Here is a 14,611-nt window from a genome sequence, read left to right on the forward strand (position 1 = left end):
CCCCCTCACCACGAGGGCTCACCACAAGGAACGCATGAACAAGGCAGTGAACGACGGGGTCTGGTCCGGCACTTGGGTCGCCGAGCGGCTCGGGGTCGAACTCGTGGGCGACGACGAGCTGACGGGCCTGCTGGGGCTCGCGCTGCGCCGCAACCCCAAGCGGGCGCACCTGCTCGTGTCCAACGTGCTCGGCAAGCACGTACCGCAGTCGCCGTCCGTGGTGTACGGCCACGGGTTCGCCCTCGGCCGGCGGGTGCGCGACCTGCTGGGCGCCGAGGAGGCGGGCACGGCGGTGGTCCTGGGCTACGCGGAGACCGCCACCGGCCTGGGCCACTCGGTCGCCGACGGTCTGGGTGTCGCCCCGTACCTGCACTCCACCCGCCGCCCGGTACCCGGCGTCGCCCCGGCGGGCGGCTTCGAGGAGTCCCACTCGCACGCCACCAGCCACCTGCTGCTGCCGGAGGATCCGGACCTGCTGGCCGGGGACGGTCCGCTCGTGCTGGTCGACGACGAGTTCTCCACCGGCAACACGGTCCTGAACACCATCCGCGACCTGCACGCGCGCTACCCGCGGAAACGGTACGTCGTGGTCGCCCTGGTCGACATGCGCTCGGCCGCCGACACCGGCCGCCTGGAGCATTTCGCCCGCGAGATCGGCGCCCGCGTGGACCTGGTGGCGGCCGCCTCCGGAACGGTACGTCTCCCGGAGGGCGTCCTGGAAAAGGGCCAGGAACTGGTCGCCCGGTACGAGTCGACGCGGGTGCCGGCGCCCGGCGCGCCCGCCCGGCGGGAGTCGGTGGCCGTCCCCGGCCAGCGCACCCGCGGCCGGATCACCCGCGTCGAGCTGCACTGGCCCCGAGGGCTCCCCGACGGCGGGCGGCACGGCTTCACGCCCGCCCACCGCGACCGTCTGGAGCGTGCCCTGCCCGCCATGGCCGCGCGGGTCGCCGAGGCGCTGCCCGGTGACGCCCGGCGGGTGCTCGTGCTCGGGTTCGAGGAGCTGATGTACGTGCCGCTGCGGCTCGCGCGCGAGCTGGAGCAGATCGTCGGCGCCGAGGTGCGCTACTCCACCACCACCCGCTCGCCCGTCCTCGCGGTCGACGACCCGGGCTACGCGATCCGCACCCGTCTGGTCTTCCCCGCGCACGACGATCCGGCCGACGGCCCCGGCGAGCGCTACGCCTACAACGTCGCCGGCGCCGGCTTCGACGCCGTCGTCGCCGTCGTCGACTCGGTCGCCGACACCCCCGAACTGCACGCGCCCGACGGCCTGCTGGACCGGCTCGCCGCGCACACCCCGCACGTCCTGCTCGCGGTCGTGCCGTCGTACGTCCCCGGGGCCACCGGCCCGCAAGCCCCGCACGCCCCCGAAAGGCCCGCCATGCTGCCTGAGCCCCTCCGCGGCCCCGCCTTCTCCTCGTACGCGCCCGAGGAGGTCGGCTGGCTGCTGCAGGACCTCTCGGACGTGACGCTGGAGGCGCCGACCGAGGAGCGCGAGGAGGCGATCCAGAGCGGCGGCGCGCACTATGCCGAGTCGCTGCCGGTGGAGTACCAGCCGAGCGAGCAGTACCAGGAGCTGTTCCATGCGGCCCTGGAGTCCTCGGCGGCCCGCCTCGCCCAGGCCGTGGGCGTGGTCACCGAGGCGGTCCTCGCCGAGCGGTCACCGAGCCCCGTCCTGGTCTCGCTCGCCCGTGCGGGCACCCCGGTCGGCGTCCTGATGCGCCGCTGGGCCCAGTACCGGCACGGTTTGGACCTGCCGCACTACGCCGTGTCGATCGTGCGCGGCCGCGGCATCGACGCCAACGCGCTGCGCTGGCTGGCCGGCCGGTACGACCCCTCCGACGTCGTCTTCGTCGACGGCTGGACCGGCAAGGGCGCCATCACCCGCGAACTCGCCGACGCGGTCAGGGAGTTCGAGCAGACCGACGGCATCACCGGTTTCGACCCGGAGATCGCGGTGCTGGCCGACCCGGGCTCGTGCGTGCGGACGTACGGCACCCGCGAGGACTTCCTCATCCCCTCCGCCTGCCTCAACTCGACGGTGTCGGGCCTCATATCGCGTACCGTGCTGCGTGCGGATCTGGTCGGCCCGCACGACTTCCACGGAGCGAAGTTCTACCGCGAACTCGCCGGCTCCGACGTGTCGTCGGTCTTCCTCGACACCGTCTCCGGGCGCTTTGCGGAGGTCGTGGACACCGTCGACGCCGAGGTCAAGGAGCTGCTGTCCGGCGACCGCACCCCGACCTGGGAGGGCTGGGCGGCGGTCGAGCGCATCAGCGAGGAGTACGGCATCCACGACGTGAACCTCGTCAAGCCGGGCGTCGGCGAGACCACGCGCGTGCTGCTGCGCCGGGTGCCGTGGAAGATCCTGGCGCGGGCCGGGGCGGGCGCGGACCTGGACCACGTACGCCTGCTGGCCGAGCAGCGCGGGGTCCCCGTCGAGGAGGTCGACGAACTGCCGTACACCTGTGTGGGGTTGATCCACCCGAAGTACACGCGCGGTGCGACCGGCGCCGACGGCAGGGCGGTGGCGGTCTGATGCCGGTGCTGGTGGCGAGCGACCTCGACCGTACGCTCATCTACTCCTCCGCGGCCCTCGCGCTGACCATGCCGGACGCCCGGGCGCCCCGGTTGCTGTGCGTCGAGGTGCACGAGAGCAGGCCCCTGTCCTACATGACCGAGACGGCGGCCCAGTTGCTGGCCGAGCTCGCCGACACGGCGGTGTTCGTGCCGACCACGACCCGCACCCGCAAGCAGTACCTGCGCATCAACCTGCCCGGCCCGGCGTCTACGTACGCGATCTGTGCGAACGGCGGCCACCTGCTGGTGGACGGGGTCTCCGACCCCGACTGGCACGCGCGGGTGACCGAGCGGCTGGCCGGCGAGTGCGCCCCCCTGGCCGAGGTGCAGGAGCACCTGCTGACCGCCGCCGACCCGGTCTGGGTGCGCAAGCACCGCGTCGCCGAGGACCTGTTCACCTACCTCGTCGTGGAGCGCGAACTGCTCCCCGAGGACTGGGTGAAGGAGCTCGCCGTGTGGGCGGAGAACCGTGGCTGGACAGTGTCCCTGCAGGGCCGCAAGATCTACGCCGTCCCCAAGCCGCTCACCAAGAGCGCCGCCGTCCGCGAGGTGGCCCGCCGCACCGGCGCCGACCTCGTCCTCGGCGCGGGCGACTCCCTCCTCGACGCCGACCTGCTGCTCGGCGTGGACCGGGGCTGGCGGCCGGGCCACGGCGAACTGGCCGACACGGGCTGGACGGCTCCCGGGATCAACGCCCTTCCGGAGCGCGGGGTGCTGGCCGGGGAGCGGATCGTCCGTGAGTTCCTGCGGGCGTCGCGCCGGGGGCCGGCCTGAGGCGCACGCCGAGGATTCTCAGGCGTTGGTCAACGCTTGACGCGGGCTGCGGTCTACGGTGGTGCCGGACCGCGACGAGAAGGGGGCCACGTGATCAAGGGTGACAGCACGCAGCTGACGGACGAGCTCATCGCGTACACGCTGGGCCGGACCTCGCCCGCCGACCCCGCGCAGCGGATGCTCGACGACGCGACGCACACGCCCTGGCCGCTGTTCCCGGGTCCGCGGGCCGCCGAGGAGCGGGGGCGGCTGCTGGCGTTCCTGGCACGGCTGACGGGGGCGCGGCGGATCGTCGAGGTCGGGACCCTGGCTGGACTTCCGCCCCTGTCCCGGGCACAGGTGCTGCCGCCCGACGGCACGCTGCTGTCCTGCGCCGGCCCCGACACGCTGGAGACGCTCCGGGGCCTGCCGCAGGAGCCGCACCTCGACCTGGTGGTCATCGGCGCGGACGGGGACGATCTCGTCGCGTCCTGGGACGAGTTGGTGCCGAGGACCCGGCAGGGCGGGCTGCTCGTCGTCGACGCCGCCGCCGGGGAGCTGCCCGAACACGCGGCGGCCGACGACCGCGTGGACAGCGTGCCGCTGCCGGCGACCGCCGGGCTGACGCTGGCGCGCCGGCGCTAGCGCGGGACCGCGTCAGCCGCCGCAGCAGCCCCCGCCGCAGCACCCGCCGCCGCCTGCCCGGGGAGCGGGTGCGGGGGCGGTCGCGGAGCCGCCCACGGCTACCGTGGACAGCAGCTTGACCGTGTCGTCGTGCCCGGCGGGGCAGGTCGCCGGGGCGGAGGACTCCGCCATGGGACGGCTCAGCTCGAAGGTGTCGCCGCAGCTCCGGCAGCGGTACTCATAGCGTGGCATGAGCACAGGTTAACGGGCGTGACCGGACACACAGGCTTCTGTGTTTCTTATGTGTTGGGTTCTGTCCAGTTCTCGTGCGGAGAAATTGAAAAGATCGCTGATAATTTGTGAGCGCCGCGAAGAGCCGCAAGGCCGGGGACAAAGGGGGGCTCGCAGTCGCGTCTGCGGCGGCCGTGTCTACCCGCGCGAGCAACACCGAGTGCGGAGGGAGACGCAGTTGTGACCCAGGCAGGGCAGGGGGCCGGCATTCCGGAGGAGGGCCGGCAGCCGCGTGGCCGTCGGGCCGCGCCGGAAGGATCCAGGCGCCGCGGTACGGAGGGCGGGGGTGACGTCGGGGCGGAGGCGCCCCTGGAGTCGGACGTCACCATGCAGCTGAGGGTGGACGCCCTGGCGTCGGACGTCACCATGCAGCTGAAGGTGGACGCCCTGAAGCCGCACGCCACCACGCAACAGAAGGCAGATGCCCTGAAGCCGGACGCCACCATGCAACTGCGGGTGGTCAGGCCGGAGGCGTGCGGCCGGCGTGCCGACCGACGCAGACCGCGCCGAAAACCCTCCCTGCCCCCGCCTGTTGCTCGTGTCACCGCCGCTGCCGCTCAGCGCCTCGCGCCGCTCGCCGAGGGCCTCGCCCCCTACGCCCGCCGCCTGGCGCCGTACGCCCGTCGCCTCAAGCCGGTGTACCCGCGCCCCGGCCGCACCGGCTGGCGCCGCTGGGTGCCCTCCTGGCGGCAGTGGCTGGGCGCGTCGCTCAGTGCCGTGGGCCTGACCGGCCTGTTCCTGGTCGTCGCCTACGCCGCCACGGACATACCGGAGAACCTGAACACGTACGCCACCCAGCAGGACAACGTCTACTTCTGGTCCGACGGCACGCCCATGGCCCGCACCGGCTGGGTGCAGCGGCAGGCGATGCCGCTGAAGGACATACCCGAGGACGTCCGCTGGGCCGTGCTGGCGGCGGAGAACGAGAGCTTCTACTCCGACCCCGGCATTTCCGTCAAGGGCATCACCCGCGCCCTGTGGCGGACGGTCGGTCAGGGGGACACCGAGGGCGGCTCCACCATCACCCAGCAGTACGTGAAGAACGTCTACCTGACGCAGAACCAGACGATCAGCCGCAAATTCACCGAGGCGATGATCGCCCTCAAGCTCGACAACAGGATGAGCAAGGACAAGATCCTCGAGGGCTACCTGAACACCAGCTGGTTCGGCCGCGGCACCTATGGCATCCAGCGCGCCGCCCAGGCCTACTACGGCAAGGACGTCAGCAAACTCGACGCCGGCGAGGCCGCCTTCCTCGCCTCCCTGCTCAAGGGCGCCGGACTCTACGACCCCACCCTGAGCAAGGCCAACCACGACCGGGCCGTCGAGCGCTGGAACTGGATCCTCGACCGCATGGTCAAGATCGGCAAACTGTCGCCGTCCGAGCGGGCCACGTACAACACGTTCCCCGAGCCGCTCAAGCGGAACCCGCTCTACGACACCGGCGAGCAGAGCGACTACCTGGTGGAGCTGGCCGCGCAGTACGCCAAGAAGGCCGCGCACATCTCGGACCAGCAGTTCGACCTGGGCGGCTACCAGATCTACACGACCTTCGACCGCAAGCGGGAGTCCGCGCTCACCGACGCCGTCACCAAGGCCCGCAAGAAGGCGAAGGAAGCCGACCCCGGCACGGCGAGGACCGCGCACTACGGCGCCGCATCGGTGGCCACCGACGGCCGGATCCTCGCCGTCTACGGCGGCCCCGACCACCGTACGCAGGGCTTCAACGAGTCCAACGCCACTACCGTGCCGGCCGGCTCGGCCTTCCTGCCGTTCGTGTACGCGGCCGGCCTCGAGCACGGCGTCACCAAGGAGCGCGGCGCGCCCCGGCAGCAGGTCTTTCCGGAGTCCGTCTACAACGGCGACGACGGCGTGCCCGTCATCACGCCCGAGGGGCCCTACTGGGACCGCAGCGGCCGGAAGGTCGTCGCCCACAACGACGGGAAGAAGTCCTGGGGGCGGATCAGCCTGCGCAAGGCGCTCGCGGAGTCGGTGAACACGCCCTTCATGCAACTCGGCATGGACACCGGCCTGGACAACGTGCGGCAGACCTCCGAGGCGGTCGGCCTGCTGCCCTCCAGCATGGGCCCGCAGGTGCCCGCGCTGTCGCTGGGCAGCTCCACGCCGAGCGCGATCCGCATGGCCAGCGGCTACGCCACCTTCGCCGCCGCGGGCGAGCACACCGAGCCGTACTCGGTGCGCAGGATCACGCTGAACGGCTCTGCCGTGAAGCTGGACATCCCGGCCGCGCGCCGGGCGGTCGGGGCCCGCGTGGCCGAGGAGGTCACCCAGGCGCTCAGCGACTCCTTCCACGGCGCCCACCCGACCGCGGCCCCCGCCACGGCCGCGGTGGCCGGGAAGGCCGGCACCACCGCGGACGACACCGCCGCCTGGTACGTCGGCACCGCGAAGTCCGTGTCGACCGCGGTCGTCGTCTACCGGATGGATCTGGCCAAGAGCCTCGAACCGCTGCCGCTGAAGGGCCTCGCCGGCACCTCCGCCGACAGTGTCCCGTACGGCATCTGGGCCGGCGCCATGAGTCCGCTCGGCTGACCCCGGCGGTCCCGGCCGCACCGCACCCGCACCGAAGCCCCCTCGCAGATTGAGCCGCCCATGAAGTCGACACCCGGCCGCCGCCGCAAGGCCCGCGCGCCCCGCCGCACCGCCCGCCCCGAGTTCGTGACCCTGGCGGCCCTCCTGGTCGTCGCGTCGGTCGTGGCGGGCTTCCTGGCACTGACCCGTCCGGACAGCACCGCGCCGACCGCGTCCGCCGGCGGCAAGGGCGGCTCCGCCTCGTCGAAGGCGAGCAAGGAGCCCCGGTGGGACGGCAGAACCAAGGTGCTGGGGGACGGCTCGACCTCGTACACCGGGCCGCAGAAGGGCGAGTTGAAGCCGGAGCCGCTCAAACCGGGTGAGAAGCCGCCCCAGTTCGTCGTCTTCTCCTGGGACGGCGCCCTGGAGGGCAGCGACCACCTCTTCTCGCACTACCGGGAGCTGGCCAAGGAGTACGACGCCCACATGACCTTCTTCCTCACGGGCATCTACCTGCTGCCCAAGAGCAAGAAGGACCTCTACCACCCGCCGCAGCATCCGGCGGGCGCCGCGGCGATCGACTACGCCACCGACGACCACATCCGCACCACGCTGGAGCAGCTGCGCAAGGCGTACGACGAGGGCAACGAGATCGGCACCCACTTCAACGGCCACTTCTGCGGCGCCAAGGGCGGCGGCGACTGGAGTGTCGAGGAGTGGAAGAGCGAGATCGACCAGTTCTACGACTTCGTGGAGAAGTGGAAGACCAACACCGGCTTCACGGACATCCCCCCGCTGCCCTTCGACTTCAGGAAGGAGGTCACCGGCGGCCGCGCGCCCTGCCTGGAGGGCCAGCCGAACCTGCTGAAGGCCATCAAGAGCTACGGCTGGCGCTACGACGCCAGTTCGCCGGGCGACTTCCAGATATGGCCCACGAAGAAGAACGGCATATGGGACTTCCCGCTGCAGATGCTGCCGTACGAGAACGGCAAGTACCAGGGCCTGTCGATGGACTTCAACTTCCTCTACAACCAGTCCGACGGCGAGACCAAGGGCGACCCGGCCAAGTATCCCGAGTGGGAACAGCAGGCGGTCGACTCCTACATGGACGGCTTCAACCGCGTCTACTACGGCAGCCGGGCACCGCTGTTCATCGGCAACCACTTCGAGGACTGGAACGGCGGCGTCTACATGAAGGCCATCGACCAGGTCGTCAAGAACGTGTGCACCAAGAAGGGCGTCAAGTGCGTGTCCTTCAAGGAACTCGCCGACTGGCTCGACGTGCAGAAGCCCGAGACGCTGCAGCGGCTGCGCAGCCTGGATCCGGCGCAGTCGCCGGACTGGTCGACGGTGGTGAAGTGACGCCCGCAGCCTGCTGATTCCACTTGTGCATCCCCCTTCACAACCGACACACACGCCGTGCGAAGATGCCGTCGCCCGGTAGGTGTACCGGCGTAGAGGGGAACAGCATTGAAATCAAGAAGATTGAGCCGTAAGCGGCGTCGCGCCACCATAGTCTCGGCGGCGGCCGCCTCGGTGGTCGCCGGTGTGGCCCTGGTGCCCAACTGGAGCGCGGGCGCGGCGGTCACCGGCGACCCGACGGTGGACCCGGCGACCAAGGCCACCTTCCAGCGGCTGGCCGACGCGGTCTTCACCGACCGCACGCAGGCTCTGGTGGACGACGCCAAGAGCGGGAAGAAGGGGGGGCACCAGCAGCGCACGTCCGGCTTCTCCGGCAAGGTGCGTCTGTCCGGCACGCAGTCGCGCGAGGAGAGCTCCGCGCTGAACGAGCTGCGCGGCCGCAAGTCCCGCCTCGCGAAGCTGGGCGAGAAGTACAGCGCGGCCAGCACCAGCGTCACGCTGGACGCCACGCGGGTGAAGGGCCGGCACGCCAAGGTCGACGTCACCGAGACCACGACCCTGACGTACGAGAAGGTCAAGGGCACCGAGCCGAAGACCACCGGTTTCCAGGCCCACCACGAGCTGACGTTCCAGGCCGACCGGCAGGGCAACTGGCAGCTGACCGGTATCCGTGACACCGACGACGGCGTCGCGGTCAACCAGGTCGCCAAGCCGCCCGTCGCCGCACCGGACACCGCCGCCGACGACAACCCGCCCGAGGCGACCCGCTCCGCCACCACGTGGCCCGCGCCGGCCAAGCCGAAGAACTTCTCCGCCTCCGGCTACGACTACCAGGCCATGGCGGCGTACGCGAAGAAATACTGGAACAACTACAACCCGGACTACCCGAACTTCAACGGGCAGGGCGCCGGCGGCGACTGCACCAACTTCGTCAGCCAGTCCCTGAAGGCGGGCGGCTGGAAGCATGTCCCCGGCTATACGTCGGACTTCCACAAGTGGTTCGGCAACTCCGAGATCCAGTCGGACTCGTTCGTCGGAGTCAACGAGTTCTCCTGGTTCGCCCTGTCCTCCAAGCGGGTCACCAGCCTCGCCAACGTCTACCAGCTGGACGTCGGTGACGTGCTGCAGATGGACTTCAACAAGGACGGGTCCAAGGACCACACGATGATCGTCACGTCCCGGAGCGCCCAGGGCGTGCCGTACCTGACGTACCACTCCACCAACACCTACAACAGGTCGGTGGCAAGCATCATCGCGTCGTACCCGAACGCGGCGTACTACGCCTACCGCACCTGAGCGGTGTCCTTCCGGGGCGGGAGCCGGGACTCAGTGACCGGCTCCCCGCTCCTCCCGTATCTGCGCCACCACCCGGGCCACCGTCTGCCGTACCGCCTCGGTCTCCGTCAGGAAGTGCCAGTAGTCGGGGTGCCGGCCCTCCAGCGTGGCGATCGCCCGCTCCAGCCGGGCCACGGAGTCGTCCAGCGGGCGGGCGTGCCGCGGGTCGGGCGTCGTCCGTCCCGTCATGGCCAGCCGCTGCGCGTCCCGGATCGCGAACCGGGTCCGCTCGATCTCCTGCTGCGGGTCCTTCTGCACGGCGTTCAGCCGCCTGAGGCGGTCCCCGGCGGCCGACACGGCCTCGTCGGCGGTGTTCAGCAGCGCCCGTACGGTCGACAGCAGCGCGGTCGCGTCCGGCCAGCGCTGGGCGTCCCGCGCGGCCTGCGCCTCCTTCAGCTTCAGCTCGGCCTGCCGCACGTTCTCCACCGCCAGGTCCGGCACGTGCTGCAGGTCCTGCCAGCAGGCGGCCGCGAACCGGCGCCGCAGCTCGCTCAGCACCGGCTCGACCTGCCCGGCGCGCGTGGTCAGCGCCTCGGCCCGGGTCCGCAGCGAGACGAGCCGGCGGTCGATCTCGGCGGCCTTCTCCGGCAGCCGCTCGGCCTCGGCCCGGATCGCCTCCGCCTCCCGGGCGACCCGCTCGGCGCGCTCCAGCGTCTGCGCCACGCCGTGCTGCCCCGCGCCCTGGTTCAGCTTCGTCAGCTCGGGGGAGAGGGCGGCGAGCCGGGCGGCGAGGACGTCCGCCTTGAGCCCCGAGACGCGCACGGCGTCCAGCGCGTTGCTGGCGGCGAGCAGGGCCTGGCGGGCGCGCTCCACGGCGGGTGCGAGGCGGGCCAGCTGGGTCTCGGCCTTGCCGAGCAGCGGCCCGAGACTGCTGCCGAAACGGTCCAGCTCCTGTTTGACCCGGACCAGCTCGTCCTTGGCGGCGATCAGCTCGGTGCGCGCCCGGGCGGCGACGGAGGCCTCGAGGTCGTCCCGGTCGAGGTCGTGCGCGTCGACGGCCTGGATGTAGCGCCGGCTGGCCTCGTCGATGCGCCTGCCGATCGCCTCGAAGTCGGCGACCGCGCGGCGGGCCGCGGGGGAGTCGTCGACGGCCGTGATCGTCTCTATCGAGATCCGCAGGTCGCGCTGGGCGGTGTCCAGCTCGTAGAACGCGGCCGCGGCGTCGTCCTTCGCGGCCTGTGCCTCGGCCCGCTGGCTCTCGGCCCGGCCGCCGAACCAGCGCCGGGTGCCGCCGCCGGCGAAGGCGGCGGGTAGGGCGAGGGCGGCCAGGACGGGCAGGCCGACGAGGGTGAGGACGCCACGGACGGCTGCGGAGAGGTGCCGGGGCCGTGGACACGGCGAGTACGGCCGCGAAGGTGTCGCCGGTGTCGCCGTCACATCCCTCTCCCGTGCTGTGATTCGCCCTGCGTGGAGTCATTCTCCCACCCGTGGAGGACGAACACACGAGCCGGTCAGTTCGCCGTGTACACCGTTACTTTCCCGTCGGCGGTGCGGGCGGACACCACATGCGAGCTGGAGTCGTCCCGGGGCACGGAGACGTCGACGGAGCCGTCGCCGGTCTTTGTCGTCACCCGGTACGTGGCGCGGGGCAGCGCGACGGTGACGGAGCCGTCGCTGGAGCGCGAGTCCACCAGGTCCGGTACGGCGCGGAGTTCGAGGTGGATCGAGCCGTCGTCGGTGCCGGCCCGCACCTGGCGCGAGGAGACCTCCGCGCGCACGGAGCCGTCGCTGGAGCGCAGCTCCAGGGGCCCGGAGGAGTCGGTGACGTGGACGGACCCGTCGGCCGTACGAATGCTCAGGGCATCCCTGAACCCCCGTGCCCGTACGCTTCCGTCCCCGTCCTCGACCTTGACGGTGACCCCGCGGGGCACCTCGATGCGGTGCCTGGCGGCGCAGTCGGCGACGATCCCGGAGCACTTCATCCGCAGCACAAGCCGGTCGTCCTTCATGGACCAGGTCACCCGGGGGTCGCCGCCGACGACCACGGAGCCCTGGAACCACCGGGTCACCTCGACGGTCCCCGCCTTGTTCGCGTCCGCGGCGACGATCTCCAGCGCCGAGTCGTCGGAGTCCACGGTGAGGGTGTGTCCGTGCAGCGCGTAGGACCGGTGATCGGGATCCTTGTCGTCCCCGGCGGAGGCACCGCATGCGGTGGCCGTGGCGACGAGGGCCACGACGACGCCGGCGACGGCGGTGGCGCGGACGGGAACGATACGGGTCATGACGGTCTCCCCCTGAACGGACGACGAGCCCCTTCGGCTCTCCTGTCGACCGTAGGGGCGCGCGCCCCGGGGGAGAATCCGGAGCACTCCCGGACCGGGGGTGGGGAAAACCCCCGCAACCGGTCGTCCGGGACCGACCCGCGACAGGCGTTTGCAGAACAGCGCCCCGGGCAAGGTAGGCTGTCGACTCGTCTCGGGTGCGTAGCTCAGGGGTAGAGCGCCTGCCTTACAAGCAGGATGTCGGCGGTTCGAAACCGTCCGCGCCCACCAGTCTCAGGACGTGATCGAGGCCCAGGCCAGCGGGTGTTGCCCGGCGGCCTGGGCCTTGGTCTTTCCCTCGGCCGGCCCAGTCGATCACCTGTGCGGACCAAGTTGATCACCTGCGCGGACCACCCTTCGCCTCCTCCGAGTGCGGGCCTCGGCGACCGACGGTGCGATGAGGTCGCGGGCCGATCCGTAGTTCATATCCCATCGCACTCCGCGACAGCTGTGGGCCCGCCGCGGGGAAGGAAACCAGGACGTGAACAATCAGAGCATCACTCCTCGGCGATCCCGAACGCGTCGCCGGGCCCTCTTCACCTCCGTCGCGGCAGCGGCGGCCCTCTCCAGCCAGTTGCTGACCCTGTCGCCCGCTCAGGCGGACGACAGCAGCGCGACCCACCATCCCAAGCCGCCCTCCGTGATCCACGGTGTGCGGGACTTCACCACGAACGGGACCTTCACGCCCCCGCCGGGCGTCACCTCGGTGCACGTCCAGGCCTGGGGCGCGGGCGGCGGTGGCGGCGGCGGTGGCGGCGGCGCCAGTGCTCCGCGGACGGGCCCCGGCGGCACCGGCGGTGGCGGCGGCTCCGGTGGCTTCACCTGGTGTGTCATCCCGGTCCAGCCCGGCCGGAGCTACCCGGTGACCCTGGGCGTCAGCGGTGGCGGCGGTAACGGTGGTGCCGGCGGTGCCATTGGCGGCAACCCCGGAGCGGCCGGTACCAACGGTGTGGCCGGGACCGCGACGATGCTGTCCGCCCCGAGCTACGGGGTCCAGCTCACCGCCACGGGCGGCGCGGGCGGTGGCGCCGGTGGCGGCGGCAGCGCAACCCCCGGCACCAACGGCGCCGGCGGCGCCGGCGGCACCGGCACCTGCAACAGCCTCACCGCCGTGAACCGCACGGGTGAGACCGGTGAGAGCGGCGCGCAGGGCGGCGAGGGCGGAGAAGCGGTCGACGGCATCGTCCAGCTGCCCCCGACGAACAGCAGCAAGGGCGGCAACGGCGGCGTCGGCGGCACAGGCGGCACCTCGCCCGGCGGTTCGGGCGGCCCCGGCACCAACGGCGGCAACGGCTACCTCGTCGTGTTCTGGTAAGCCTGCAAACGGGGAAGACCTCGGCGGATTCCCGCCGGGGTCTTCGTCGTGTGTGCGGTGTTCCGGGCTCGTCAGGCCTCCTCCGTCTCCGGCGCCTCGTGGGCGTGCTTCAGCCGGGTGCGGGCGTCGATCCGGTCCGGGCCGCTGAGCTCCGACCAGTAGCGGTGGGTGCTGACGAAGACGGCGAGCTCGCGCTCCCGCCGGCGGAGCTTTTCCACCTCGGCCTGTTCGTCGGCCGTCCAGCCCGGGGAGGCGGGGCGCTCCACCTTGCGCCAGCCGTTGTCGTCGCTGAAGCCGTCCAGCGGCTCGACCGACCAGGGGAGCCGCTTGAGCAGGGCCGACAGCTCGGCCCGGACCTGATGCAGCTCCTCCTGACCGGCGAGGAGGTCACTCGGAAAGTCATAGGTCTTAGCCACGGCACAATGCTACGCCTGTTCGATTTGGGGTGGCGAGTTTCGCACGGGGGTTCACGCGTGCAAGTGGAGGAGGGGCGGGGGTATTCCCGCCGGGGGGAGACTGGGGGTATGTGCCGGAGTATCAAGACACTGCGTCCGCCTGCGTTGCCCGAGGAGGCGACGGAGGAGGAGATCCGGGCGGCTGCTTTGCAGTTCGTGCGGAAGGTTTCCGGGTTCCGGGCGCCTGCTGCCCACAACCGGGAGGTTTTCGATCACGCCGTCGAGGTGATTGCGGGGGCTACGGCGGAGCTGTTGGCCGGATTGGAGGTGCGGGGGGGCCGAAAGGCCGGGTAGACCCCCAACCCGGCCACCTGCTCAACACGCTCGACAGGAGCCGCCGCGGAGCGACCCTACGGAGTCTCCGCCGGCTCCGGTGCCCTCCGCATCAGGTACGCCGCCACCGCGCCCGCCGCGAACAGGACCGCCACCGACACCCCCGTCGCCAGCCAGGCTGCGCCCAGCCAGCGGGTGCCGAAGTAGCCGAGGGCGACGCTGTAGGTGGCCCAGGAGAGGCCGGCGAGGGCGGACCAGGGGAGGAACTCGCGGACGCGGCGGTGCGTGGCGCCGGCGCTGAAGGAGACGACCGAGCGGCCGGCCGGGGCGAAACGGGCGAGGACGACCAGGGCGCCGCCGCCCTGGGACAGGGCCGCGCCGAGTCGTTCCTGCGCCGTGCTCAGGCGGCGCGAGCGGGAGATCGCGCGGTCCAGACGCTCGCCGCCGCGCCGGGCCAGGCGGTACGCCACGAGGTCGCCCAGCACCGACGCCGTGGCCGCACAGAGGGTCAGGGCCAGGATGCCGGGGACGCCGTGCGGGACGTGGCCTGTTGCCGCGCCCGAGCCCGCGGCCGCCGCCGTGGCCGCCGTGATGATCAGGACACCGCTGGGCAGCAGCGGCAGGAAGACGTCGAGCAGGACGGACAAAGCCACCACGACGTAGATCCACGGAGTGCCGGTGAGCGACCCCACCCTCGCCAGATTCTCCAGCACCGAAACTCCCCGTGTCCCCCGTGGACCGGACCGTGCCGCGATGTCGCGGGGGAGCGGCAGGGGCGGCCTGTGACAGCCATACAGCGTACGCCGGGGGTGTGACAGGAGTTTCACGGG

The 14,611-nt window shown here is 71.8% G+C and carries 13 protein-coding genes and 1 tRNA gene; 9 read left to right on the forward strand and 5 right to left on the reverse strand.

The features are described 5' to 3' along the window. Positions 1-34: 34 nt before the first annotated feature. The 3 genes from ABZV31_RS01295 (at position 35) to ABZV31_RS01305 (ending at position 3,978) form a co-directional block, all read left to right on the forward strand. Positions 35-2,539, forward strand: coding sequence for a phosphoribosyltransferase (locus ABZV31_RS01295; protein WP_355886481.1), 2,505 nt, complete (start codon positions 35-37; stop codon positions 2,537-2,539). Further along, positions 2,539-3,354 (forward strand): HAD family hydrolase, encoded by an 816-nt coding sequence (locus tag ABZV31_RS01300; RefSeq protein WP_355886482.1) that lies wholly within the window; start codon positions 2,539-2,541, stop codon positions 3,352-3,354. The genes ABZV31_RS01295 and ABZV31_RS01300 overlap by 1 nt, the downstream gene beginning before the upstream one ends. A gap of 90 nt (positions 3,355-3,444) precedes the next feature. After that, positions 3,445-3,978: an O-methyltransferase gene (locus ABZV31_RS01305; protein WP_355886485.1), complete on the forward strand. Its 534-nt coding sequence runs from the start codon at positions 3,445-3,447 to the stop codon at positions 3,976-3,978. Between the two features lie 12 nt (positions 3,979-3,990). Here the strand turns inward: ABZV31_RS01305 and ABZV31_RS01310 are convergent, their stop codons facing one another. Beyond that, the gene (locus ABZV31_RS01310; protein ID WP_355886487.1) at positions 3,991-4,209 is read right to left on the reverse strand and encodes a zinc ribbon domain-containing protein; all 219 of its coding nucleotides are present in this window, start codon (positions 4,207-4,209) and stop codon (positions 3,991-3,993) included. 366 nt (positions 4,210-4,575) lie between these two features. Here ABZV31_RS01310 and ABZV31_RS01315 point away from each other — a divergent pair, with 366 nt between their 5' ends. From ABZV31_RS01315 to ABZV31_RS01325, 3 genes are all read left to right on the forward strand, one after another. Continuing rightward, a complete protein-coding gene (locus ABZV31_RS01315; RefSeq protein WP_355887538.1) occupies positions 4,576-6,801 on the forward strand; it encodes a transglycosylase domain-containing protein in 2,226 nt (741 codons plus the stop codon). A gap of 60 nt (positions 6,802-6,861) precedes the next feature. Beyond that, entirely contained in the window at positions 6,862-8,142 is a 1,281-nt protein-coding gene (locus tag ABZV31_RS01320) for a hypothetical protein (RefSeq protein WP_355886490.1), read from the forward strand. 174 nt (positions 8,143-8,316) lie between these two features. Then, complete coding sequence (locus tag ABZV31_RS01325) at positions 8,317-9,438, forward strand: amidase domain-containing protein (RefSeq protein WP_355887541.1); 1,122 nt, start codon at positions 8,317-8,319, stop codon at positions 9,436-9,438. A gap of 30 nt (positions 9,439-9,468) precedes the next feature. On the opposite strand, the gene ABZV31_RS01330 is transcribed toward ABZV31_RS01325, so the two are convergent. Next, a complete protein-coding gene (locus ABZV31_RS01330; RefSeq protein WP_355886492.1) occupies positions 9,469-10,854 on the reverse strand; it encodes a hypothetical protein in 1,386 nt (461 codons plus the stop codon). Between the two features lie 74 nt (positions 10,855-10,928). Then, positions 10,929-11,699: a DUF4097 family beta strand repeat-containing protein gene (locus ABZV31_RS01335; protein WP_355886495.1), complete on the reverse strand. Its 771-nt coding sequence runs from the start codon at positions 11,697-11,699 to the stop codon at positions 10,929-10,931. A gap of 195 nt (positions 11,700-11,894) precedes the next feature. Between ABZV31_RS01335 and ABZV31_RS01340 the strand changes: the two genes are divergently transcribed. Continuing rightward, a tRNA-Val gene (locus ABZV31_RS01340) sits at positions 11,895-11,969 on the forward strand. A 250-nt stretch (positions 11,970-12,219) separates the two neighbouring features. Continuing rightward, entirely contained in the window at positions 12,220-13,053 is an 834-nt protein-coding gene (locus ABZV31_RS01345; protein WP_355886498.1) for a hypothetical protein, read from the forward strand. Between the two features lie 71 nt (positions 13,054-13,124). On the opposite strand, the gene ABZV31_RS01350 is transcribed toward ABZV31_RS01345, so the two are convergent. Then, positions 13,125-13,469 carry a hypothetical protein gene (locus ABZV31_RS01350; RefSeq protein WP_355886500.1) on the reverse strand — a complete coding sequence of 115 codons (345 nt, stop codon included), beginning with the start codon at positions 13,467-13,469 and terminating at the stop codon, positions 13,125-13,127. A 108-nt stretch (positions 13,470-13,577) separates the two neighbouring features. Here ABZV31_RS01350 and ABZV31_RS01355 point away from each other — a divergent pair, with 108 nt between their 5' ends. Further along, positions 13,578-13,802, forward strand: a complete 225-nt coding sequence (locus ABZV31_RS01355; RefSeq protein ID WP_355886502.1) for a DUF2277 domain-containing protein — start codon at positions 13,578-13,580, stop codon at positions 13,800-13,802. A gap of 56 nt (positions 13,803-13,858) precedes the next feature. Here ABZV31_RS01355 and ABZV31_RS01360 read toward each other — a convergent pair whose 3' ends face one another. Next, positions 13,859-14,494: a VTT domain-containing protein gene (locus tag ABZV31_RS01360; RefSeq protein WP_355886505.1), complete on the reverse strand. Its 636-nt coding sequence runs from the start codon at positions 14,492-14,494 to the stop codon at positions 13,859-13,861. Positions 14,495-14,611 lie beyond the last annotated feature (117 nt).

The organism is Streptomyces sp. NPDC005202, from assembly GCF_040608235.1.
In the GTDB taxonomy this organism is placed as follows: domain Bacteria; phylum Actinomycetota; class Actinomycetes; order Streptomycetales; family Streptomycetaceae; genus Streptomyces.

What these genes read in the sequence shown, in the direction of transcription:
- ABZV31_RS01315 (WP_355887538.1), top strand. Translation starts at nt 4,576, where the DNA reads ATGCAGCTGAGGGTGGACGCCCTGGCGTCGGACGTCACCATGCAGCTG.
- ABZV31_RS01355 (WP_355886502.1), top strand. Translation starts at nt 13,578, where the DNA reads ATGTGCCGGAGTATCAAGACACTGCGTCCGCCTGCGTTGCCCGAGGAG.
- ABZV31_RS01320 (WP_355886490.1), top strand. Translation starts at nt 6,862, where the DNA reads ATGAAGTCGACACCCGGCCGCCGCCGCAAGGCCCGCGCGCCCCGCCGC.
- ABZV31_RS01300 (WP_355886482.1), top strand. Translation starts at nt 2,539, where the DNA reads ATGCCGGTGCTGGTGGCGAGCGACCTCGACCGTACGCTCATCTACTCC.
- ABZV31_RS01310 (WP_355886487.1), bottom strand. Translation starts at nt 4,209, where the DNA reads ATGCCACGCTATGAGTACCGCTGCCGGAGCTGCGGCGACACCTTCGAG.
- ABZV31_RS01335 (WP_355886495.1), bottom strand. Translation starts at nt 11,699, where the DNA reads ATGACCCGTATCGTTCCCGTCCGCGCCACCGCCGTCGCCGGCGTCGTC.
- ABZV31_RS01295 (WP_355886481.1), top strand. Translation starts at nt 35, where the DNA reads ATGAACAAGGCAGTGAACGACGGGGTCTGGTCCGGCACTTGGGTCGCC.